The sequence below is a fragment of the Achromobacter sp. HZ01 genome, assembly GCF_003267925.1.
Taxonomy (GTDB): Bacteria; Pseudomonadota; Gammaproteobacteria; order Burkholderiales; family Burkholderiaceae_B; genus Achromobacter; species Achromobacter pulmonis_A.
The window spans coordinates 1,812,314-1,834,359 of the sequence record NZ_LWKV01000001.1; the positions used below are offsets into that span (position 1 = coordinate 1,812,314).

The window sequence follows — 22,046 nt, forward strand, 5'->3', positions numbered from 1 at the left end:
GAAGGTCGGAGATGGAACAACGCGAAGTCGTGATCATCGGCGCGGGCCCGGCCGGCGCGGTCGCCGCGGCGCTGCTCAAGCGGCAGGGGCATGACGTGCTGGTGCTGGAGCGCCAGCAGTTTCCGCGCTTTTCCATCGGCGAAAGCCTGCTGGCCCATTGCCTGGAATTCGTGGAGGAAGCGGGCATGCTGCCGGCGGTCCGGGCCGCGGGCTTCCAGGTCAAGAACGGCGCGGCCTTCGCCTGCGGCGAGCGCTACAGCTATTTCGACTTCCGCGACAAGTTCACCCCCGGTCCGGGCACCACCTTCCAGGTGCAGCGCGCGCGCTTCGACCAGGTGCTGGCCGACGAGGCGGCGCGCCAGGGCGTGGAGCTGCGCTACCGGCAGGAAGTGACCGCGGCCGACTTCGATGGCGAGCCGACGCTGGCGGTGCGCGGCGCCGACGGCGCCAGCTACCGCGTGCAGGCCCGCTTCGTGCTCGACGCCAGCGGCTACGGGCGGGTGCTGGCGCGCCTGCTGGACCTGGAAATCCCCTCGTCGATGCCGCCGCGCAAGGCCATCTACACCCATATCGAGGACCGCATCGACGACCCTGGCTTCGACCGCGAGAAAATCCTGATCAGCGTGCATCCCGAGGAACGCGGCATCTGGTACTGGCTGATCCCGTTCTCCAACGGCCGCAGCTCGTTCGGCGTGGTGGGCGGCGAGGAACGGTTCGGCGGCGCCGATGCCGATCCGATGGCCGTCCTGCGCGCGATGGCGCGCGCCGCGCCCAACCTGGAACGCATCCTGAAGCACGCCGTCTGGGACACGCCGGCCGGCGCCATCGGCGGCTATTCGGCCAGCGTGCGCCGGCTGCATGGCCCCGGCTACGCGCTGCTGGGCAATGCCGCGGAATTCCTGGACCCGGTGTTTTCATCGGGCGTGACCATCGCGCTGCGCTCGTCCAAGCTGGCCGCCGACGCGCTGCACCGCCAGCTGGGCGGCGCGCAGGTCGATTGGCAGACGGCGTTCGCCGACCCGCTCATGGTGGGCGTGGAGACGTTCCGCGCCTACGTGCAGGGCTGGTACAGCGGCGAATTCCAGGACGTGGTTTTCTACGAACACGCGCAACCCGAGATCCGCCGCATGATCAGTTCGATCCTGGCGGGCTACGCCTGGGATCTGTCCAACCCCTTCGTCGCCAGCCCGCAGCGCCGCCTGCGCATGCTGAGCGAACTGTGCCGCGGCAGCGACGCGCCGCCGGAGGCCGCATGACGATAACGAGGCTCGCCCGCTGCATCGGCGCGGCCTGGCTGGCGGCCGCGCTGGCCGGCTGCGCCGGCGCCCCGCCCCTGCCGGCGCGCACGGCGGCGTTCGCGCTGCCCCGGCAGCTGCACGTGGTGCAGGCCGCGCCCGGCCAGCCGCCGCAGGACGCGATGCTGGTGGTGCAGCGCGAAGGCGCCGCGCTGCGCTGGTCGCTGTTCGACCTGGTGGGCGTGCCGCAGGCCCGCCAGATGCTCGAACACGGCCAGTGGCGCAACGACGGCTTCCTGCGCCCCAACCCCCAGGCGCGCGACCTGTTCGCCGCGCTGATGTTCGCCTGGACGCCCGAGGCCGAGCTGGACGCCGCCTATGGTCCGGGCCGCTGGCAGGCGCGCCGCACGGGCGCGGCGCTGCAGCGCGACCTGCTGGAACAGGGGCGCGCGCGCTGGAGCGTGCGCTGGCCCGACGCCGCCCGGGCCGGCGATTTCACCATCGTCGACGCCGACGGCACGAACTGGCGGATCTCGCCGCTGAAGGAGCAGCCATGAACGCGTGGTTGGGCAAGCCCGGCGTGGTCTGCGCGCTGGGCGCGGGCATAGACGCCGTGGCCGCGGCCGCGCTGGCCGGCGACACGTCCGGCATGCGCGCGCGCACCGGCTGGGTGCGCGGACGCGCCCTGACCCTGGGCGGCTACGACGGCGAGCTGCCGGCCATTCCCGACGCCCTGCCGGCGCATCACCGCAGCCGCAACAACCAGTTGCTGCTGGCCGCGGCCCTGCAGATCGAAGCGCAATTGCGCGGCGCCGTGGCGCGCTACGGGCCGGGCCGCGTGGCCGTGGTGCTGGGCACCAGCACCTCGGGCGTGAACGATAACGCGCCCGCCTTCGGCCACCTGGCCGCGCACGGCGCCTGGCCGGCCGACTACGACTACCGCCGCCAGGCCCTGTCCTCGCCTGCGTCGTTCTTCGCCGACTGGCTGGGCGTCAGCGGACCGGCCTATACGCTGTCGACGGCCTGCACCTCGGGCGCGCGCGCCCTGCTGTCGGCCCGCCGCCTGCTCGAACTGGACCTGTGCGACGCCGTGGTCTGCGGCGGCGCGGACACGCTGTGCCGGCTGACCATCAACGGATTCGCCGCGCTCGGCGCCATCGACGACGGCCTGTGCCTGCCGTTCTCGGCCAACCGCCGCGGCATCAACATCGGCGAAGCCGGCGCGCTGTTCCTGATGGCGCGCGACGCGGCCGGGCCCGACGGCGTGGCCCTGCTCGGCGGAGGCGCCAGTTCCGACGCCTGGCACATGTCGGCGCCGGAGCCGACCGGGGCCGGCGCGCGCCAGGCCATGCAGGCCGCCCTGGCCTCGGCCGGCCTGGACGCGGCCAGCGTCGGCTGGGTCAACCTGCACGGCACCGGCACGCCGCACAACGACGCGATGGAAAGCCACGCCATGCACGCCGTGTTCCCGCAGGGCGTGCCGTGCTGTTCGACCAAGGCGCTGACCGGCCATGCCCTGGGCGCGGCCGGCGCGCTGGAGGCGGCGCTGGCCTGGGCCACGCTGTCGGCCTCCAATGCCGGCGCGCGCCTGATTCCCCACGTCTGGGACGGCGTGTCCGACCCGCAGCTGCCGGCGCTGGAATTCAGCACGCCGGCGCACCGCTACGCGCCGGGCCGCCCGCGCGTGGCCATGAGCAATTCGTTCGCGTTCGGCGGTAACAACGTCAGCCTGATCCTCGGAGCGCAGCCATGATCCCGTGGCCCATCGCCAGCCTGCTGCCGCACGCCGGCGACATGATATTGATAGACGAGATCCGCAGCTATGATGCGGACAGCCTGTGCGCGCTGGCCGTCGTCAAGCCCGGACCCTATAGCCTGGCGGACGGTTCGCTGCCGCCCTGGCTGGGCATGGAGCTGATGGCCCAGGCCGTGGGCGCCTGGGCCGGCTGCCGCGCGCGCGAGGCCGGCCAGCCCGTCAAGCTGGGCTTTCTGCTGGGCACGCGGCGCTACGAAAGCCATGCCGACGCCCTGCCGGCCGGCGCGCGCCTGACGGTCCAGGTGCGCCGCGGCCTGGCCGACGCCAGCGGCATCAGCGTGTTCGAATGCGAACTGCACGACGGCGCGCGCCTGCTGGCGCAGGCCAGGCTGAACGTCTACCAGCCGCAGGACCCCAACGCCTTTATCCAGGAAGAGTCACCCGAATGAGCGCAGCCCCCATCCTCGTCACCGGTTCGAGTCGCGGCATCGGCCGCGCGATCGCGCTGGCCCTGGCCGACGCCGGCCACGATCTGGTGCTGCACTGCCGCCGGCAGCGCGGCCAGGCCGAGGCCGTGCAGGCCGAAGTCCAGGCGCGCGGCCGCCAGGCCCGCGTGCTGCAGTTCGACGTCGCCGACCGCCAGCAATGCGCGGCCGCGCTGCAGGCCGACGTCGACGCCCACGGCGCCTACTACGGCGTGGTGCTCAACGCCGGCCTGACGCGCGACGGCGCCTTTCCCGCCCTGACCGGCGACGACTGGGACGAGGTGCTGCGCACCAACCTGGACGGCTTCTACAACGTGCTGGGTCCGCTGGCCATGCCCATGATCCGCCGCCGCGCGCCGGGCCGCATCGTCTGCATCGCCTCCGTCTCCGGCGTGGTGGGCAACCGCGGCCAGGTCAATTACAGCGCGTCCAAGGCCGGCCTGATCGGCGCGGCCAAGGCGCTGGCGGTGGAGCTGGCCAAGCGCCAGATCACCGTGAACTGCGTGGCGCCCGGGCTGATCGACACCGACATGCTGGACGAGCACGTGCCGGTCGACGAGATCCTCAAGGCCGTGCCGGCGCAGCGCATGGGAAGGCCCGAGGAAGTGGCCGCCGCCGTCGCCTTCCTGATGTCGCCGGGCGCGGCCTACATCACGCGCCAGGTCATCGGCGTCAACGGAGGGCTGTGCTGATGAAGCGGGTGGTCGTCACCGGCATGGCCGGCATCAGCGCGCTGGGTTCGGACTGGGCCGGCGTGCGCGCGGCGATGGAAGCGCGCCGCAGCGCCATCCGCTGCATGCCGGAATGGTCGCGCTACGCGGAACTGAATACCCGGCTGGCCGGGCCCATCGAGGATTTCCGCCCGCCAGCGCACTGGACCCGCAAGCAGCTGCGCAGCATGGGCCGCGTCTCGCAGCTGGCGGTGCGCGCCGCCGAGCTGGCCCTGGCCGACGCGGCGCTGCTGGACGACCCCGCCATCAAGGACGGCCGCATGGGCGTGGCCTGCGGCTCGTCCATCGGCAGCACGGCGGAAATCCGCGCCTTCGGCAATATGCTGCTCAACGGCGTCACCGACGACCTGAACGCCAATTCCTACGTGCGCATGATGCCGCACACCACGGCGGCCAACGTCGGCATCTTTTTCGAACTCAAGGGCCGCATCATCCCCACGTCCAGCGCCTGCACCTCGGGCAGCCAGGGCATCGGCTACGCCTACGAGGCCGTGCGCTACGGACGCCAGGAACTGATGCTGGCCGGCGGCGCCGAAGAGCTCTGCGCCAGCGAGGCGCTGGTGTTCGACGCGCTCTACGCCACCAGCCAGAAGAACGATACGCCCGGCCTCACCCCGCGCCCCTACGACCGCGACCGCGACGGCCTGGTGATCGGCGAAGGCGCCGGCATGCTGGTGATGGAATCGCTGGACCACGCGCTGGCGCGCGGCGCGCGCATCCATGCGGAAATCGTGGGTTTCGGCAGCAACTCGGACGGCGCCCACATCACCCGCCCGGAGGCCCGCACCATGCGCGTGGCCATGGAAATGGCGCTGGCCGACGCCGGCCTGGCGCCGCAGGCCATCGGCTACGTCAACGGCCACGGCACCGCCACCGAGCAGGGCGACATCGCCGAAACCCAGGCCACCCACAGCCTGTTCGGCAGCCGCATGCCGATCAGCTCGCAGAAGAGCTACCTGGGCCATACCCTGGGCGCCTGCGGCGTGCTGGAATCCTGGTTCAGCATCGAAATGCTCAACCGCGACTGGTACGCGCCCACGCTGAACCTGGACCACGTCGATCCGCGCTGCGGCGAGCTGGACTATCTGACCGAGGGCCGCCGCATGAGCAACGAATATGTCATGAACAACAACTTCGCCTTCGGCGGCATCAACACCTCGCTGATCTTCCGCCGCTGGCGCTGAAACGGCCGCCGCGGCGGCGGCCGGGAGATTAAACTAGCCGTTTGCCGCAACACCTCAAAAGGTTCCCCCATGAGCACTGCTACGCTCAAGACCCGCCTCTCCGACTCCGTCAAGGAAGCCATGCGCGCCAAGGCCACCGAACGCCTGGCCACGCTGCGCTTCCTGCTGGCCGCCGTCAAGCAGAAAGAAGTGGACGAGCGCCGCGACCTGAGCGACGCCGAAATCACCGCCATCATCGAAAAACAGGTTAAGCAGCGCCGCGAATCCATCGCCGCCTTCGAGCAGGCCGGCCGCACCGAGACCGCCGAGCAGGAAAAGGCCGAACTGGCCGTGCTGCAGGAATTCCTGCCGCAGGCCGCCACGCCCGAGGAAGTCGCCGCCGCCATCGACGCGGCGCTGGCCGAAGTGGCCGCGCAAGGCGTGACGGGCGCGCCCGCGATGGGCAAGGTCATGGCGCTGCTGAAGCAGTCGCTGGCCGGCCGCGCCGACATGAGCGCGCTGTCGCAGCAGGTGAAGGCCCGCCTGGGCTGATCCCGCGCGGCCCGCCGGCGGCGGGCCGCCGTGCACCGAATCAGAACACCCCGCCGAACAGATCCGGCTGGCGCGCCTGCTCGCCCGGTTCGGCGAAATTGCTCATTCCCACCCCCGCCAGCCGGTACAGCGTGTGCGGCGGCAGTTCCACTCTTTCGCACAGCAGCCGCGCCACCGCGGCCAGTTCGGCCGCGGACCCCGGCGGATAGGCGCTGGTCTGGCTGCGCGTCAGGATGCGGAAGCGGTCGGTCTTGAGCTTGAGCACCACGGTGCGCCCCAGCGCGCCCTTTTTCAGCGCCTGGTCCCACACCTTCTGCGCCATGCGCTCGATGGCCTCGCCCAGCGCCTCCAGGCGCACGTCCTGCGAGAACGTGGTCTCGGCCGAGACCTGCTGCAGCGGCGCGTCGGTCTGCACCGCGCGCTCGTCGATGCCGCGCGCCAGTTCGTACAGGCGCCGCCCGTAGCGGCCGAAGTAATGCTCCAGCTCCTGCGCGCCGTGGGTGGCCAGGTCGCCCACGGTATGGATGCCCAGCTGCTCCAGGCGGGCCTGGGTCACCTTGCCCACGCCCGGCACCTTGCGCACCGGCAGCGGCTCCAGGAAGGCCAGCACCTTGGCCGGCGGCACCACGAACAGGCCGTCCGGCTTGTTCCAGTCGGAGGCGATCTTGGCCAGGAATTTGTTGGGGGCCACGCCGGCCGAGGCGGTCAGGCCGGTTTCCTCGCGGATCTGCCGGCGGATGACCTGGGCTACCTCGGTGGCCGAAGGCAGGCCGCACTTGTTGACGGTCACGTCGAGGTAGGCCTCGTCCAGCGACAGCGGTTCGATCAGATCGGTATGGCGCGCGAAGATCTGGCGCACCTGGCGCGACACTTCGCGGTAGCGGTTGAAGTCCGGCGGCACGTAGACCGCGTGCGGACAGAGGCGCTCGGCGCGCGCCGCCGACATGGCCGAATGGATGCCGTAGCGGCGCGCCTCGTACGAGGCGGCGCAGACCACCGAGCGCGGCCCGGTCCAGGCCACCACCACCGGCCGGCCGCGCAACTCCGGATTGTCGCGCTGCTCCACCGACGCATAGAACGCGTCCATGTCCACATGCACGATCTTGCGCCCCTCAGACACCCTGATATCCCGTGGCAAAAGCATATATTATGACCGGCGACCCGCTATCCAATCCCGCCATCACCGTTCCATGACCGCACCCGCAACCGCGCAAACCGATTACTTCGGCCTCACCATTCCCTTCATGCATTTCGTCGGCCTGGTGCCCGAGCACATCGAGCCGGGCTATGCCCGCACCTCGCTGCCCTGGCGCGCCGACCTCACCAACAGCCGCGGCGACATACACGGCGGCACGCTGATGAGCGTGCTCGACTTCACCTTGAGCGCCGCCGCGCGCGGCTCGGCCGACGGCGAAGAAGGCATGGCCACCATCGACATGAACACCTCGTTCCTGTCGCCCGGCACGGGCGACCTGAAGATCGAGGCGCGCTGCCTGCGCCGCGGCGCCTCCATCGCCTTCTGCGAAGGCGACGTGCGCCGCGCCGACGGCGAACTGGTGGCGCGCGCCACCGCCACGTTCCGCATCATCCGCCGCCGCCCGGGCGGCGACTGACCGGCCGGCTCAGTCCCTGGGCAGGTCGCGCTTGGGCTGGACCTGCGGGCGCGGGTCCAGCGGCATATAGCTGCTGCACGACACCAGGCCGTAATAGACGGCGTCCTGCATGGCGCGCATCGCCGCCGCGTCCCAGGTGCCCTGGCCCCACATCGCGACGCGCACGTCGGTGCTCTTGGGGCCGGCCGCCTTCAGGTCGACCCGCGACATCACGTTGTCGCTGTAGGGCGCCAGCACGCGCACCACGCCGGACTGCGCCGGCTCGTCGATGTCGGCCACCACGCGGTAGGCGTTGTCGGTGCTGCGCAGGCAATCGCGCGATTGGCGGATCGCCGCCGCATAGGCGTCCTTGAATGCCACCGGCGCCTTGAATTCGCTGTGCGGCGACGAACCGTCCTGCGAGATGCCCATCGAGCATCCCGCCAGGCCCAGGGCCAGTGCCGCAGCCGCGGCCAGATTCCTGTACATGTGTATCTCCAGATCAGTGCCCGCGATTATCCCGCATATCGGCCCGGCGCGGCCGCGGGGCGTCACAGGATGCCGATGCGGTATTCGAGGTTCTTGACCAGGGTGCGCAGGCGCGGGCCCAGCGTTTCGTACACGTACTGCCGGTCCAGGCCGTCGGCCGGGATGGTCACGTTGAAGGCCAGCGGCAGGTCGTTGGAGCGAAAGCGCATCGGCGTGGCGATGCCGCAGAGCTCGGCGCGCCAGTCCTTGGTGACCACGCAGAAGCCGTGTTCCTCGATTTCCTCGTAGGCCGCCGGCAGGGCCGGACCGAACCGCTCCCACTCATCGGGGAATTCCTCGGCCAGCCGGCCGCAGATCAGCTCGCGCTCGGCCGCGGTCTGGGCATACAGCAGCGCGCGTCCGGTCGCGGTGCGCAGCAGCGGGCGGGCCGAGCCGATGTCCGGCCGCGAGGCGTTGGAAGCGCCGTCCTGCACCGTTTCCACGTACACCGCCTGCAGGCGGTCGCGGATCGCCATCGACACCGGGCCGCGCGCGTAGCGCGCCAGTTCCACCATGTCGTGCGCGGCCAGCTGGCGCAGGGTCAGGTGCACCAGCAGCGGATAGCCCAGCGTCAGCACCGCCGGCCCCAGTGAGTACTTGCCCGTGCGCTCGTCGCGCCGCAGATAGCCCAGCCCCACCAGCGTGAACGTCAGCCGCGATACGGTCGGGCGCGTCAGCCCCAGCATCTCGGAAATCTCCTTGTTGCCCAGCAGCGGCTCGGCCGCCGAAAAGCACTTCAGCACGTCCAGCCCGTTGGACAGCGTGGAGGCGAAACGCGGGTGCGCCTCGAGCGAGGCGCGGGATTCGAGTTCGTAGTGAAGCGGCGTTTTCGAGTGCATAGGGGCCTAGGGTTGCGGAGCATTGACAGTATATCGCCGGCCGAAATACAAACTATCCGACCGATAAATACATTTGAATTCCATTTATTGAAATTGGAGTATGACCGCCGTGACCGAACCCCAGTTTCCGCGCCAGCCCCTGGGCGCCCGCCTGTTCAGCTTCGCCGTCGTCGCCGACACCCACGTGAACGAATCCGAGGACACCTGCGCCTCGCCGTTCGCCACCAACGCGCGCGCCAACGCGCGGGCTCGCCACGTCTTCGCCGACATCGCGCGCCTGGACCCGGCGCCGGCCTTCGCCATCCACCTCGGCGACATCGTCCACCCGGTCCCCGGCCTGCCCTCCTTCGAGGAAGCCGCGCGCCGCTTCAAGGCCATCGCCAGCCAGATCGACATGCCGCTGCACCTGGTGCCCGGCAACCACGACGTGGGCGACAAGCGCATCGACTGGATGCCGGCCGACGTCGTCTGCGACGGCTATCTGGACAAGTACCGCGGGATCTTCGGCCCCGACTACTACGCCGTGGACCACGGCGGGGTCCGCTTCCTGTTCGTCAACGCGCTGCTGTTCAACTCCGGGCTGGACGCCGACGCGGCCCAGCGCGAGTGGATCGACGGGCAACTGGCCGGCGCGCCCGGGCGCGTGTTCGTGTCGCTGCACTATCCGCCCTACCTGCACGATCCGGCCGAACGCGGCTCCTACGACAACATCGACGAGCCCGGCCGCGGCTGGCTGCTGTCGCGGCTGCGCAATCCCCAGGTGGAGGCGGTATTCGCCGGCCACGTCCACAATTTCTGGTACGACGTGATCGGCGGCGCGGAACTGTACATGCTGCCCTCCACCGCTTTCCTGCGGCACGACTATTCCGAGTTCTACCGCGTGCCGCCGGCCGACGAGTTCGGCCGCGGCGACGTCGAGAAATTCGGCTACTTCGTCGTCGACGTGCACGAGCGCGGCCACGTGGCCAAGCTGATCCGCACCCACGGCGCGATGCGCGGCGAAGCCGCCGGCGGCCAGCCTCCGGCGCGCGCCCTGCCCCCCGTGCATACCAAGACCGCCGTCAGCGACGGCGTCGCGGTCGAACTGCGCCACCCGTGGGCCGAGATCGTCGAGATTCCCTGCACCGGCGGCGTGCAGGAATTCGGCCGCAAGCTGGCGCGCAACGACTACCCGCTCATGGCCATGTGGGAAATGGGGCTGCGCACGCTCAAGATCCCCACCCAGGACCTGCACGACGAACAGACGCTGCGCCGCGCCCGCCTGATGGCCGACGTCGGGCATCGCTTCGTGCTGACTTCGCTGGGCGTGCCCGACACCGCCCTGCTGGACCGGGCGCGCGCCCACGGCGTGCCCATCGCGGCCATCGAGATCAACCTCAGCGCGCGGGCCTTGCAGGACGCGGGGCCCGCGCTCGCCCGGCTGCGCGGCCACACCGACGCGCGGCTCATCTACGGCAAGATCCGCACCGGCGAGGACGACGCGCATTTCGACGGCAAGCACTACAGCCATTTCGTCAACACCGGGCTGCGCGCCGCCGAACTGGACGCCGCCGCGCCCCTGCTGCGGGCGCGGCTGGAACAGAAGCACATCGACGGCATCACCGTGCGGCTGGACTGGGGCGCCGATCTCATCGCCGCCCATGCCGACCTGGCGCGGCGCGCGCAGGACTGGGGCATGTGCGTGAACGTGGGGGTGAAGCTGGCCGACCGCCTGGCGGCGGCCAACACCGACGACGCCGCGATCGCCGCCCTGGTGGCCGAAGCCTTCCTGGCCTCGCGCACGGGCGACGCGGTGAGCTATGCCTTCGACACCTTCATGGACGTGGACCGCGGCTACTTCCCGCGCAATGGCCTGATCGACCGGCGCTACGATCCGCGGCCCGCGGCGCTGGCGCTGGCGGCGCTGAACGCCGTGTTCGACCGGCCCGGCCCGGCCTCGGTCGAACGGCTGGACGGCCCGGCGCACACGCGCCTGTGCCGCTTTCTTACGCACGGCCGCAGCTACGAACTGGCCTACGGCCCCGCCGCCGCGGTGCACGGCCATGCCGCGGGCGCTGGGCGCATCATCGACCTGCTCTGCCCGCAGACGCCGGCGGACTCGGCCGGCCACGATCGGCCGGGCCATGCGCTGCTGCTGATCGAGCGCGGCTGATCCCGAATCCCCTATCCCAAGGAGCCATCCCATGCTTCGAATCGGAATGAAAATCGCGGCGGCGCTGGCCGCCGCCTGCCTCGCGCTGACGGCCCGCGCCGAATCCTTTCCGGACCGGCCGGTGCGCCTGATCGTGGCCTACGCCCCCGGCGGCGCCACCGACGTGATCGCCCGCGTGCTGGGCGCGAAGCTGACGGCGCAATGGGGCCAGCAGGTCGTGGTCGAGAACCGCTCCGGCGCCAGCGGGATGATAGGCGCCGAGCAGGTGGTGGGCGCCAAGCCCGATGGCCATACCCTGCTGCTGGCCTACACGCCCGAGGTGTCCATCAACAAGCTCGTGTTCAAGCAGATGCGCTACGACCCCATGAAGGACCTGCAGCCCATCGCGCTGGTGGCCGATGCGCCGCTGATCCTGGTCAGCGGCCCCAAGCTGCCGGTGACCACCTACGCCGACATGAAGCGGCGCACGGCGCAGGGATCGGCGGTATTCGGTTCGCCGGGCACGGGCGGGCAGCAGCATCTGGCCGGCGAGCTGCTGCGCGTGCGCTCGGGCATGAACCTGATGCACGTGCCCTATCGCGGCACGTCGCTGGCGGTGGCCGACCTGGTCGGCGGCCAGATCGACGTCTTCTTCGCCACCGCGCCGGCCATCATCAGCCACATCAAGGCCGGCACCCTGCATCCGCTGTTCGTGGCCGGCCCGCAGCGCCAGGCCGTGCTGCCGGACACGCCGACGGCGCGCGAGGTGGGGCTGGACGACTTCGACCTGTCCAACTGGTTCGGCCTGTTCGGCCCGGCCGGCATGCCGCCGGCGCTGGTCGCACGCATCTCGGCGGACGTGGCCCGCGCGCTGCAGGACGCCGACGTGCGCGCCAAGCTCGAAGGCCAGGGCCTGACAGTCACGTACAAGCCGCCGCAGGAATTCAAGGCTTTCATCGCCGCCGAAATGAGCAAATACGCCGGCATCGTCAAGACGGCCGGGGTGACGCCGCAATAGCGGGGACGATGCGCAAGGCGGTTCGACACCGCCGGCGGCGCTATGGCATCATCGGTGGACCAGGCGGCTGCCGGCCCAGCCCGCGGCCGCAGCAACCCCGGAGGTCCTCTCTTGTTCTCGTTCCTCAAGCGCACCGTCCTGGCCGCCAGCATCGTCGGCGCATCGCTGGGCGCCAGCGCCGCCCAGCCGCCGCGCGCCTATCCCCTGAAGGATTTCTTCCGCAACCCCGACCGCGGCTTCTTCCGCCTGGCCGACGACGGCAAGACCCTGGGCTTCATGCAGCCCACCAGCGTGGACGGCAGCCCGGCCCGCATGAACATCTACGTGCAGCCGCTGCAAGGCAGCAAGCCCGTGGGCGACCCGCGCCTGCTCACGCGCGAGACTGCGCGCGACATCAGCAATTTCTTCTGGAAAGGCGCCGACGTGGTGCTCTACCAGAAGGACTTCGGCGGCGACGAGAATTTCCACGTGCTGGCGGTCAACGCCAAGACCGGCCAGATCACCGACCTGACTCCCTACGAAGGCGTGCGCGCCGGCATCGAGGACGACCTCGAGGACGACCCCGACCACGTCCTCATCAGCCACAACCAGCGCGATCCCGAAGTCTTCGACGTCTACCGCGTCAACGTCCATACCGGCGCGGCGGTGCTGGTGGCGCAGAACCCCGGCAACATCGTCGGCTGGCAGACCGACCACGCCGGCAAGGTACGCGCCGCCGTCGCCAGCGACGGCCTGAACACCACCCTGCTCTACCGCGACGACGAAGCCGCCGAATTCCGCCCGCTGATCACCACCGACTACCGCACCAGCGTCAGCCCGGCGTTCTTCACCTTCGACGACCGCAAGTTCTACGCCCTGTCCAACCGCGGCCGCGACAAGCTGGCGCTGGTCGTCATCGACCCGGCCAATCCCGACGCCGAAGAGGAAATCTACACGCCCGAGGACGTGGACCTGGACGCCGCGGCGTACTCGCGCAAGCGCCGCGTGCTGACGCTGGCCGCCTACCAGACCGACAAGCCGCAATACCGCTTTTTCGACGCGCAGACCGAGGCGCTGTTCAAGGCGCTGTCGGCGCGGCTCGCGGGCTACGATTTCGCCATCCAGGGCTACGACCGCGATGAAAACAAATTCATCGTCGCCGCCTACAACGACCGCACGCCCGGCTCGCGCTACATCTACGACGCCGCCGCCGACACGCTGACCAAGCTGGCCGACATCAACCCGGCCATTCCCGAGGCGGACATGTCGCGCGTGCAGCCCATCAGCTACCAGACGCGCGACGGCCTGACCGTGCACGGCTACCTGACGCTGCCGGCCGGCCGCGCGCCGTCCGGCCTGCCTTGCATCGTCAATCCGCATGGCGGGCCGTGGGCCCGCGACGGCTGGGGCTACAACCCGGAGGTGCAGTTCCTGGCCAACCGCGGCTTCTGCGTGCTGCAGATGAACTTCCGCGGCTCGACCGGCTATGGCCGCGCCTTCTGGGAAGCCGGCTTCGGGCAATGGGGCCTGAAGATGCAGGATGACATCACCGACGGCGTCCAGTGGCTGGTGCAGCAAGGCATCGCCGACCCCAAGCGCATCGGCATCTACGGCGCCAGCTACGGCGGCTACGCCACGCTGGCCGGCGTGGCCTTCACGCCCGAGCTCTACGCCGCGGCGGTCGACTACGTGGGCGTGTCCAACCTGTTCACGTTCATGCAGTCGATCCCGCCGTACTGGAAGCCCATGCAGGCCAAGATGCAGGACATGGTGGGCGACCCCGAACGCGACCGCGAACGCCTGGCCGCGACCTCGCCCGCGCTGCACGCGGACCGCATCGTCACGCCGCTGTTCGTGGCGCAGGGCGCCAAGGACCCGCGCGTGAACAAGGACGAGAGCGACCAGATGGTCAAGGCGCTGCGCGCGCGCGGCGTGGAGGTCGAATACATGGTCAAGGACAACGAAGGCCACGGCTTTCACAACGACGAGAACAAGTTCGAGTTCTACGAGGCCATGGAACGCTTCCTGAAGGAACACCTCAAGCCGTAGACCGCGCCTCGGCTGCCGCGCCGTCCGGGCGCGCGCGGCCCGCGGCCCGCCCGATCGAGGCCATCTCCACGCGGTCGCGGCCCTGCTGCTTGGCGCGGTAGAGCGCCGCGTCGGCGCGCGCCAGGATGCCGTCGGCGGTATCGCCCGGCTGGTACAGGGCCAGGCCGCCGCTGGTGGTCATGGGCACCTCGGCGTCCGGCAGGGCCAGCGGCGCGTCGCGCACCGCGTCGCATACCCGCTGCGCCTGCACCAGCGCGTGCGCCGGATCGCAGTCATACATCAGCAGCGCGAATTCCTCGCCGCCCAGCCTGCCGAGACGGTCGCTGGCCCGCACCGCGCGCTGCACCACCTGCGCGTAATGGCGCAGCGCGCCGTCGCCGGCCGCATGCCCGTAGCGGTCGTTGATGGACTTGAAGTGGTCGATGTCCAGCAGCAGCACGGCCAGCTTGCCGCCGGCGCGATGGCAGCGGCGCAATTCGCGTTCGAGTTCGTCGAGGATGCTGCGCCGCGAGTGCGCCCGCGTCAGGCTGTCGAAGGCCAGCGCCGCCTGCATCTGCTCGGACAGGCTGGTCTGCACCAGCAACAGCAGGGCCAGGAACAGCGCCGGCACCGTGACCGCTCCGCAGACGATGAAGAACAGCCCCCAGGCCGACGGTTCCAGCAAGGAATGGGGCGCCTCGCCGCCGATGGAATAGACCGCCAGGCGCAGGCCCTGCACGGCCGCCAGCCCGAACATCGCCAGCATCAGGTACGCCATCACGCCGCGGGTCTGCAGGCGCCGGCGCTGGCGGAAAATCACCCGCCCCGTGGCCAGCATGGCCACGCAGGTCATGGCCGAAAACAGCAGGATGCGGGCGCGCAGCTCGCCGCCGGCAAACAACAGCAGCGCGAACGCCAGGATGCACAACGCGCCCAGCGCCGCCGTGGCCTGCGCCTGCGGCGGCAGCCCGAAGAACCGCCGCACGCCGACATGGACCAGGCCGAGCGAGCCGACCCAGGCGGCGTTCGAGACCATCACGGCCGGGCCGGGCGCCAGCAGGCCGGACGAGGCATACGCCAGCAGCGACGCCACGGCCAGCGCATTGGCCGCGGTGAACGCGCGGATGCCGCCCAGGTCGCGCGCAGGGAACAGCACGAACAAGGGCAGCGCCAGCGCCGTGGCCAGTCCCCACATCAGAAAGAATAAGGAAATCGTCATGGCTCCTGCCGCGCGCCCTCGTTGGGATTGCCGCACTGCGCACCGCTCGCGCCGCGTTACACCCTAGCATTTTTGACGTCTTTTGTTACAGTCAGGACGAGCCGGCACGCTATCCTCGTCGGCACTCGCCCCGGCCCGAGCGACGAAGAATACGCCAGCGCCGGCCCCTGTGCGCGCCTCCTTTGCACTACTTGACAGTTGAAATATCCAAAACGTCCTACAGTGCATCCCGTTGACGGCGCCGCAGAGTGCCGCAACCACGTCCATCGGACGTGGCGCGTACTAGCCATGCACTTCGATAGCGCGAGTGCGAAGGTCCCCGCAGCGGGCGCCGCGCAACTGAACCCATGTTCCCCACCTCCATCGCCGGCGCTGCGCGCCCGCGCGGCGTCCGGCTGTCCGGCCGGCGCGCGCCTGCCCGGCGGAGGCGGCGAACGTCCCGAGTCGCAACTGCGGAAGTACTACAGATGCCATGCAAAGGAAAACCTGCGGGAAAAGCCGCCAACCGGCCGCTATCGCGCCTTGACGCCGCGGCGGGCCTGCGCCTGCTGGCCGCCTGTGCGGTCCTGGCGCCTGCCTTGGCGCTGGCCGCCCCCGCCGAGGATTACGACGGCCTGATCGCCCGGGCCCGCGCCGGCGACTACGAGCCCGCGCTGGAGATGCTGCGCCGGCAAGGCGCCGCCGCCGGGCCACGCGCCATCTACGACCACATCGTCATCGCCGGCTGGGCCGGCCGGCCCGCCGAGGCGGCGGCCGCCTTCGAGACGCTGCCGGCCGGCGCCAATCCGCCGGCCGACGTGCAGCTGGCCGCCGCGCGCGCCTACCGCGACCTGCAGCGCTGGCCCGAGGCGCTGGCCGCCTACCGCGCGGGGCTGCGCCGCCATCCGCGGCACACGGCTTTCCAGGCCGGCGAAATCATGACGCTGGCCGACGCCGGCCAGACGCAGGCCGCGCTCCAGGCCGGCGAGCGCTGGGTGGCGCGCCAGCCGCGCGACGTCGACGCGCGCCTGGCGCTGGGCTACGTCCACGTCCGCCAGGGGCGCCCTTTCGAGGCCCTCTACCAGGCCGACCGCGCCCTGGCCCTCGCTCCCGACACGCCCTACGTGCAGCGCGAATACATACAGGCGCTGTCCCGCGCCCGCATGTCGGGCGCGGCGCTGGCGCGCGCGTCCGAGCATCCCGGCCTGTTCGACGCCGCCCAGATGCGGCGCTTCGAGGCCGACGCCGTGGCCCAGCAGGTGCGCCTGGCCTCCATGCCGGCGCGCAACGAAGCCGAACGCTACGTCGTCGCCGACCGCGCCCTGGCCCGCTACGACGAGCTGATCCCGGCCTGGCAGGCGCTGGGCGAGGCCGCGCGCGACGACGTGCTGCGCGCCCGCATCGACCGCCTGCACGCGCTGCATGCGCGCGCGCGCATGGCCGACCTGGTGCGCGAATACGAGGCGCTGCGCGCCGAAGGCGCGCAGGTGCCGCGCTACGCGCTGAACGACGTGGCCTCGGCCTACCTGTACCTGCGCCAGCCGGAAAAGGCGCGCGACATCTACCGCCAGGTCGCCGCCGACGACGCGGCCCGCAACGACGATCCCGAGGACCGCCTCAACACCGAGACCGGCCTGTACTACTCCCTGGCCGAGTCCGAGCAATTCGACCAGGCCTCGCAAAGCCTGGCCGCCAACCGCCAGGACTATCCGGACTGGGTCTACCTCAAGGGCCAGCCCAGCCGCCTGCCCAACGACCTGCGCCTGGAGCGCATGCAGACCGAGGCCGCCGCCAGCCTGCAGGCCGACGACACCCCGGCCGCCCAGCGCAGTCTGGAACACATGGTGCGCGAGGCGCCCAACAACTCCGGGCTGCAGGCCCAGCTTGCCGGCGTCTACCGCGCCCGCTCGCAGCCGCGCGCCTCGGAACGCACGTTGAAAATGGCCGAGACGCTGTCGCCGCGCAGCCTGAGCGTGGAGAACGGCCAGGGATTCACCGCGCTCGACCTGCAGGAATGGCGCCAGGCCGAGGCGCTCAGCCAGGACACGCTGGCGCGCGCGCCCGAGGACCTGGTGTCGCGCCGGCTGGCCCGCCAGTGGCAGGTGCACAACATGGCCGAGCTGCGCATCGCCGGCTACCGCGGCCTGGCTTCGGACAGCCCGGTCTCGGGCAGCGGCGACTTCGGCATCGACGCGGTGGTGTACTCCAAGCCGCTGGACTACAACTGGCGCGCGTTCGGCGGCGGCGGCTACGCGGCCGGCGACTTCGAGGAAGGCCGCGGCACCTACCGCTGGGTGCGCGCCGGCGTCGAATGGCGCGGCCGCGACCTCACCGTCGAGGGCGAAGTCTCCACCCACGACTACGGCGACGGCGTCAAGCCCGGCCTGCGCCTGAGCGCCGCCTACGACCTGGACGACCGCTGGCAGGTCGGCGGCTCGGCCGAGCTGATCTCGCGCGAGACGCCGCTGCGCGCGCTGGCCAGCGGCATCTCGTCGAACAGCCTGTCCGCTTTCGTGCGCTGGCGCGCCGACGAGCGCCGCGAATGGACCCTGGCGCTGTCGCCCTCGCACTTCAGCGACGGCAACAACCGCTGGTCGCTCGGCCTGATCGGACGCGAACGCGTCTACACCGCCCCGCACCTGAAGGCCGACCTGGAATTCGACATCTCCACCCAGCACAACAGCGGCGGCAGCGACGTGCCCTATTTCAACCCGCGCTCGGACCTGACGCTGGTGCCCGGCCTGCGGCTGACGCACACGCTGTACCGGCGCTACGAAACCGCGTGGGAACAGATCGGCACCGTCGGCGCCGGCGCCTACACGCAGCAGGGCTACGGCACCGGCGGCGTGTTCGCCCTGGGCTACGGCCAGCGCTACCGCGCCAACGACGTGCTGGACATGGGCGCCATGATCACCGGCATCAGCCGCCCGTACGACGGCGACCGCGAGCGCGAACTGCGCATCGTGTTCGACCTCGCCTACCGCTTCTGAGACCGCCGCCATGCTTAGAACCCATACCCGCATCCTCCTGGCCGGCCTGTTGCTGCTGCTGATCCTGTTCCTGACCGCCTGCGCCAAGGACATTCCCGTCTACACGCCGCCGGCCGAACGCAGCCTCGCGCCGGCCGACCGGCCCTGGCCGTCCGGCCAGTTCCTGGCCCTGGCCTATCACGACGTGGAAGACGAAGACCCCGACCAGGGCTTTCTCAGCGTGCGCACCGACCGGCTGGTCGACCAGCTGGCCTGGCTGCGCGAGAACGGCTACCAGGCCGTGTCCGTGGACCAGATCCTGGCCGCGCGCGAAGGCGGCAAGCCCCTGCCCGAGCGCGCGGTGCTGCTCAGTTTCGACGACGGCTACCGCAGCTTCCAGACCCGCGTGCTGCCCATCCTCGAAGCCTACCGCTGGCCGGCCGTGCTGGCGCCGGTCGGCGTCTGGATGGACACGCCGGCCAACCGCAAGGTGGATTTCGGCGGCAGCCCGCAGCCGCGCGAGCGCTTCCTGGACTGGGACGGGGTGCGCGAGATCTCGCGTTCCGGCCTGGTGGAGATCGCCGCCCACACCAACGCCTCGCACTACGGCGCCCTGGCCAACCCGCAGGGCAATACCGAGCCGGCGGCCGCCATCCGCGTCTACGACGCCGGCGCCCGCCAGTACGAAACCGAGGCGCAGTTCCAGGCCCGCATGCAGCGCGACGTCGCCGCCATCAGCGAGAAGATCCGTCGCGCCACCGGCAAGGCGCCGCGCGTCTGGGTCTGGCCCTACGGCGCCGAAGGCGGCTCCACCCTGAAGATCGCCGGCGAGCACGGCTACCGCATGGCGCTGACGCTGGAAGACGGCCCCAGCCGGGTCTCGCGCCTGATGTCCGCGCCGCGCCTGCTGCTGGCCAACGATCCGCACCTGCGCCCGTTCGCCGACAGCATCGGCGGCATGGAAGCCCTGCCCACCATGCGCGTCGCGCACGTGGACCTGGACTACATCTACGACCCCGACCCGGCGCAGGTCGACCGCAACCTGGGCGAACTGGTGCAGCGCATCGCCGACATGCAGATCAACACGGTGTTCCTGCAGGCCTTTGCCGATCCCGAGGCCGACGGCCTGGTGCGCTCCGTGTACTTTCCCAACCGCTGGCTGCCCATGCGCGCCGACCTGTTCAACCGCGTCTCTTGGCAGTTGCAGAACCGCGCCCACGTGGCGGTCTACGCTTGGATGCCGGTGCTGGCGGTCGACCTGGACCCGTCCATCGCGCGCGTGACGCGCTGGGACCCCGCGCATCCCGGGGCCGCCCCGGCGCCGGATCCCGACCAGTACCGCCGCCTCTCGCCCTTCGATCCGGTGGCGCGCCAGCGCATCGGCGACCTGTACGAGGACCTGTCGCGCTACACCCTGTTCGACGGCGTGCTGTTCCATGACGACGCGGTGCTCAGCGATTTCGAGGACGCCAGCCCCGGCGCGCTGGCGGCCTACCGCCGCGCCGGCCTGCCCGGCTCCATCGCCGAGCTGCGCGCCGATCCCGACACGCTGCAGCGCTGGACCCGCCTGAAAAGCCGCGCGCTGGTCGATTTCACGGACGAGCTGACCCGGCGCGTGCGCGCGGTGCGCGGCCCGCACATCAAGACGGCCCGCAACATCTACGCCCAGCCCATCCTGAACCCCGCCAGCGAAACCTGGTTCGCGCAGAACCTGGACGACTTCCTGCAGGCCTACGACTGGACCGCCCCGATGGCGATGCCGCGCATGGAGAACGTGCCCGAAGCCGGCGAGCACGCCTGGCTGGACAGCATGGTCGACGCGGTGGCGCGCCGCCCCGGCGCGCTGGACAGGACCGTGTTCGAACTGCAGGCGCGCGACTGGCGCACCGGCCCGGACCGTCCCGAGTCCACGCCCATCGACACGGCCGTGCTGGCCGGCTGGATGCAGCGGCTGCAGCTACGCGGCGCCCGCAACTTCGGCTACTACCCCGACGACTACTCGCAAGACCAGCCCCGGCTGCAAGACATCCGGCCCGCCATCTCCGAAGCGTGGTATCCCGTCCGATGATAGACCGCCTGATCGCTCTGCTCATACTCTGCGCCATGCTCGGCGTGCCGTTCGGCTTCACGCTGATGCTGACCGGCGAGGCGCTGCTGGGCTTCGTGTTCTTCTACCCGCTCTTCATGTCCGGCCTGTGGATGAGCGGCGGCCTCTATTTCTGGTGGCACTGGGAGCGGCACTGGAAATGGGGCAAGGACCGCCAGCCGCCGGCGCTGCCCGGCAATCCGCTGGTGTCCATCCTGGTGCCCTGTTTCAACGAGGCCGAGCACGGCGAAGAGACCCTGCTGGCCGCGCTGGCGCAGAACTATCCGCACATCGAGGTCATCGCCATCAACGACGGCTCCAGCGACGGCACCGCCGACATGCTGGACCGCCTGGCCGCGCGCCACGACCGGCTGCGCGTGGTGCACCTGGCGCAGAACCAGGGCAAGGCCATGGCGCTGCGCATGGGCGCGCTGGCCGCGCGCAGCGAGTACCTGGTGTGCATCGACGGCGACGCCACGCTGGACCCGGACGCCGCCGCCTACCTGGTGGCGCCGCTGATCCAGAACCCGCGCGTCGGCGCGGTCACCGGCAACCCGCGCATCCGCACCCGCTCGACCATGATCGGCCGCATCCAGGTCGGGGAGTTCTCCTCCATCATCGGCCTGATCAAGCGCACCCAGCGCGTCTACGGCCAGGTGTTCACCGTGTCCGGCGTGGTCGCCGCGTTCCGGCGCGCGGCGCTGGACCGCGTGGGCTACTGGAGCCTGGACATGATCACCGAGGACATCGACATCAGCTGGAAGCTGCAGCGCGACCACTGGTCCATCTTCTACGAGCCGCGCGGCCTGTGCTGGATCCTGATGCCCGAGACCCTGCGCGGGCTGTGGAAGCAGCGGCTGCGCTGGGCCCAGGGCGGCGCCGAGGTCTTCCTGAAGAACCTGCGCTCGATCTGGATCTGGCGCCACCGCCGGCTGTGGCCGCTGATGGCGGAATTCTGTCTGTCCACCGCCTGGGCCTTCGCCTTCGGCATCTCGGTGCTGCTGTGGGCCGTCAGCCAGGTCGTGGCGCTGCCCAACAACATGTACATCGCCAGCCTGATGCCGCCGGCCTTCACCGGCATGATGCTGGCCATGGTGTGCCTGCTGCAGTTCGTCGTCAGCATCCTGATCGACCGCCGCTACGAGCCCGGCCTGCCGCGCGCGCTGTACTGGGTCATCTGGTATCCGCTGGCCTTCTGGATGGTGAGCCTGTTCACCACCCTGGTCAGCTTTCCCAAGGTCATGCTCCGCAAGCAGGCCCGGCGCGCGCGCTGGGTCAGCCCGGACCGGGGCATCAAATCACCGGACGCATCATGATCATCACCACGCAACGCTCGCGCGCGGGCTATCTGTTCGACCTCGTCCTGACCGCCCTGGGCTGGTTCGCCTTCGTGTACCTGTTCGGCGCCGGCATCCTGGCCATCCTGCGCGACGCGCAGGGCCCGGGGCTGTCGCCGCTGCCGGCTTTCGTGCCCACGCTGCGCACCCTGTCGGGCTATGCGCTGCTGGCGCTGGCCAACGCCGCCCTGCTGGTGGCCTGGGCGGTCTACAACCACCGGCGCTTCGCGGGCAAGGACCGGCGCAAGCCGATCAAGCCGCTTGGCGACCGCCGGCTGGCCATGAGCTTCGGGCTCACGCCGGCGCAGCTGGCGGAGCTGCGCGCATCGCGCACGGCCGTCATCCACCACGGGCCGGACGGACGCATCACCGGCATCGAGACGCGCAGCCCGCTGCTTACCGCGGTGCACACGGGTTGA

At 70.7% G+C, this 22,046-nt stretch carries 19 protein-coding genes; 15 read left to right on the forward strand and 4 right to left on the reverse strand.

All coding sequences use genetic code 11. The features are described 5' to 3' along the window. The first annotated feature begins 11 nt into the window (after positions 1-11). The 7 genes from A6B37_RS08465 (at position 12) to A6B37_RS08495 (ending at position 5,922) form a co-directional block, all read left to right on the forward strand. A complete protein-coding gene (locus A6B37_RS08465; protein ID WP_111825460.1) occupies positions 12-1,256 on the forward strand; it encodes an NAD(P)/FAD-dependent oxidoreductase in 1,245 nt (414 codons plus the stop codon). After that, a complete protein-coding gene (locus A6B37_RS08470) occupies positions 1,253-1,792 on the forward strand; it encodes a hypothetical protein (RefSeq protein ID WP_111825577.1) in 540 nt (179 codons plus the stop codon). Before A6B37_RS08465 ends, A6B37_RS08470 begins: the two co-directional genes overlap by 4 nt. Continuing rightward, positions 1,789-2,988 (forward strand): beta-ketoacyl-ACP synthase, encoded by a 1,200-nt coding sequence (locus tag A6B37_RS08475; RefSeq protein ID WP_111825461.1) that lies wholly within the window; start codon positions 1,789-1,791, stop codon positions 2,986-2,988. Before A6B37_RS08470 ends, A6B37_RS08475 begins: the two co-directional genes overlap by 4 nt. Further along, a complete protein-coding gene (locus A6B37_RS08480; protein ID WP_102771585.1) occupies positions 2,985-3,440 on the forward strand; it encodes a hotdog family protein in 456 nt (151 codons plus the stop codon). Before A6B37_RS08475 ends, A6B37_RS08480 begins: the two co-directional genes overlap by 4 nt. Further along, complete coding sequence (gene fabG / locus A6B37_RS08485; protein WP_111825462.1) at positions 3,437-4,168, forward strand: 3-oxoacyl-ACP reductase FabG; 732 nt, start codon at positions 3,437-3,439, stop codon at positions 4,166-4,168. Before A6B37_RS08480 ends, fabG begins: the two co-directional genes overlap by 4 nt. Then, positions 4,168-5,391 carry a beta-ketoacyl-ACP synthase gene (locus A6B37_RS08490; RefSeq protein WP_111825463.1) on the forward strand — a complete coding sequence of 408 codons (1,224 nt, stop codon included), beginning with the start codon at positions 4,168-4,170 and terminating at the stop codon, positions 5,389-5,391. Before fabG ends, A6B37_RS08490 begins: the two co-directional genes overlap by 1 nt. A 69-nt stretch (positions 5,392-5,460) precedes the next feature. After that, positions 5,461-5,922, forward strand: a complete 462-nt coding sequence (locus tag A6B37_RS08495) for a GatB/YqeY domain-containing protein (RefSeq protein WP_102771588.1) — start codon at positions 5,461-5,463, stop codon at positions 5,920-5,922. Positions 5,923-5,962: 40 nt separating this feature from the next. Here the strand turns inward: A6B37_RS08495 and dinB are convergent, their stop codons facing one another. After that, complete coding sequence (gene dinB / locus A6B37_RS08500) at positions 5,963-7,042, reverse strand: DNA polymerase IV (RefSeq protein WP_102771589.1); 1,080 nt, start codon at positions 7,040-7,042, stop codon at positions 5,963-5,965. A gap of 70 nt (positions 7,043-7,112) precedes the next feature. Here dinB and A6B37_RS08505 point away from each other — a divergent pair, with 70 nt between their 5' ends. Further along, the gene (locus tag A6B37_RS08505) at positions 7,113-7,535 is read left to right on the forward strand and encodes a PaaI family thioesterase (RefSeq protein ID WP_102771590.1); all 423 of its coding nucleotides are present in this window, start codon (positions 7,113-7,115) and stop codon (positions 7,533-7,535) included. 9 nt (positions 7,536-7,544) lie between these two features. Here A6B37_RS08505 and A6B37_RS08510 read toward each other — a convergent pair whose 3' ends face one another. Beyond that, complete coding sequence (locus A6B37_RS08510) at positions 7,545-8,003, reverse strand: hypothetical protein (protein WP_102771591.1); 459 nt, start codon at positions 8,001-8,003, stop codon at positions 7,545-7,547. Between the two features lie 62 nt (positions 8,004-8,065). Next, on the reverse strand, positions 8,066-8,881 hold the full coding sequence (locus A6B37_RS08515) for an IclR family transcriptional regulator (RefSeq protein WP_102771592.1): 816 nt from the start codon (positions 8,879-8,881) through the stop codon (positions 8,066-8,068). Positions 8,882-8,990: 109 nt separating this feature from the next. Between A6B37_RS08515 and A6B37_RS08520 the strand changes: the two genes are divergently transcribed. The 3 genes from A6B37_RS08520 to A6B37_RS08530 all read left to right on the forward strand — a co-directional run bounded on the left by A6B37_RS08520 (position 8,991) and on the right by A6B37_RS08530 (position 14,058). Continuing rightward, positions 8,991-11,033, forward strand: a complete 2,043-nt coding sequence (locus tag A6B37_RS08520; RefSeq protein WP_246842401.1) for a metallophosphoesterase — start codon at positions 8,991-8,993, stop codon at positions 11,031-11,033. Between the two features lie 31 nt (positions 11,034-11,064). After that, entirely contained in the window at positions 11,065-12,030 is a 966-nt protein-coding gene (locus A6B37_RS08525; RefSeq protein ID WP_111825465.1) for a tripartite tricarboxylate transporter substrate binding protein, read from the forward strand. A gap of 111 nt (positions 12,031-12,141) precedes the next feature. Beyond that, the gene (locus A6B37_RS08530; RefSeq protein ID WP_111825466.1) at positions 12,142-14,058 is read left to right on the forward strand and encodes a S9 family peptidase; all 1,917 of its coding nucleotides are present in this window, start codon (positions 12,142-12,144) and stop codon (positions 14,056-14,058) included. On the opposite strand, the gene A6B37_RS08535 is transcribed toward A6B37_RS08530, so the two are convergent. Continuing rightward, entirely contained in the window at positions 14,048-15,256 is a 1,209-nt protein-coding gene (locus A6B37_RS08535) for a GGDEF domain-containing protein (RefSeq protein ID WP_111825467.1), read from the reverse strand. The two genes, A6B37_RS08530 and A6B37_RS08535, sit on opposite strands and share 11 nt — an antisense overlap. 548 nt (positions 15,257-15,804) lie before the next feature. Between A6B37_RS08535 and pgaA the strand changes: the two genes are divergently transcribed. From pgaA to pgaD, 4 genes are read left to right on the forward strand one after another with little or no spacing between them, the layout of a single operon-like run. Beyond that, positions 15,805-18,225, forward strand: coding sequence for a poly-beta-1,6 N-acetyl-D-glucosamine export porin PgaA (gene pgaA / locus A6B37_RS08540; RefSeq protein WP_281492754.1), 2,421 nt, complete (start codon positions 15,805-15,807; stop codon positions 18,223-18,225). 10 nt (positions 18,226-18,235) lie between these two features. Further along, positions 18,236-20,272, forward strand: coding sequence for a poly-beta-1,6-N-acetyl-D-glucosamine N-deacetylase PgaB (gene pgaB, locus A6B37_RS08545; RefSeq protein WP_111825469.1), 2,037 nt, complete (start codon positions 18,236-18,238; stop codon positions 20,270-20,272). Beyond that, positions 20,269-21,606 (forward strand): poly-beta-1,6-N-acetyl-D-glucosamine synthase, encoded by a 1,338-nt coding sequence (gene pgaC, locus A6B37_RS08550; protein WP_102771599.1) that lies wholly within the window; start codon positions 20,269-20,271, stop codon positions 21,604-21,606. The genes pgaB and pgaC overlap by 4 nt, the downstream gene beginning before the upstream one ends. Then, the gene (gene pgaD, locus A6B37_RS08555; RefSeq protein WP_102771600.1) at positions 21,603-22,046 is read left to right on the forward strand and encodes a poly-beta-1,6-N-acetyl-D-glucosamine biosynthesis protein PgaD; all 444 of its coding nucleotides are present in this window, start codon (positions 21,603-21,605) and stop codon (positions 22,044-22,046) included. Before pgaC ends, pgaD begins: the two co-directional genes overlap by 4 nt.

Coding starts and splice junctions, on each gene's coding strand:
- A6B37_RS08465 (WP_111825460.1), top strand. CDS start 12: ATGGAACAACGCGAAGTCGTGATCATCGGCGCGGGCCCGGCCGGCGCG.
- pgaC (WP_102771599.1), top strand. CDS start 20,269: ATGATAGACCGCCTGATCGCTCTGCTCATACTCTGCGCCATGCTCGGC.
- pgaD (WP_102771600.1), top strand. CDS start 21,603: ATGATCATCACCACGCAACGCTCGCGCGCGGGCTATCTGTTCGACCTC.
- A6B37_RS08490 (WP_111825463.1), top strand. CDS start 4,168: ATGAAGCGGGTGGTCGTCACCGGCATGGCCGGCATCAGCGCGCTGGGT.
- A6B37_RS08475 (WP_111825461.1), top strand. CDS start 1,789: ATGAACGCGTGGTTGGGCAAGCCCGGCGTGGTCTGCGCGCTGGGCGCG.
- A6B37_RS08515 (WP_102771592.1), bottom strand. CDS start 8,881: ATGCACTCGAAAACGCCGCTTCACTACGAACTCGAATCCCGCGCCTCG.
- A6B37_RS08495 (WP_102771588.1), top strand. CDS start 5,461: ATGAGCACTGCTACGCTCAAGACCCGCCTCTCCGACTCCGTCAAGGAA.
- fabG (WP_111825462.1), top strand. CDS start 3,437: ATGAGCGCAGCCCCCATCCTCGTCACCGGTTCGAGTCGCGGCATCGGC.
- pgaB (WP_111825469.1), top strand. CDS start 18,236: ATGCTTAGAACCCATACCCGCATCCTCCTGGCCGGCCTGTTGCTGCTG.
- A6B37_RS08480 (WP_102771585.1), top strand. CDS start 2,985: ATGATCCCGTGGCCCATCGCCAGCCTGCTGCCGCACGCCGGCGACATG.
- A6B37_RS08525 (WP_111825465.1), top strand. CDS start 11,065: ATGCTTCGAATCGGAATGAAAATCGCGGCGGCGCTGGCCGCCGCCTGC.
- A6B37_RS08505 (WP_102771590.1), top strand. CDS start 7,113: ATGACCGCACCCGCAACCGCGCAAACCGATTACTTCGGCCTCACCATT.
- A6B37_RS08470 (WP_111825577.1), top strand. CDS start 1,253: ATGACGATAACGAGGCTCGCCCGCTGCATCGGCGCGGCCTGGCTGGCG.
- A6B37_RS08510 (WP_102771591.1), bottom strand. CDS start 8,003: ATGTACAGGAATCTGGCCGCGGCTGCGGCACTGGCCCTGGGCCTGGCG.
- A6B37_RS08535 (WP_111825467.1), bottom strand. CDS start 15,256: ATGACGATTTCCTTATTCTTTCTGATGTGGGGACTGGCCACGGCGCTG.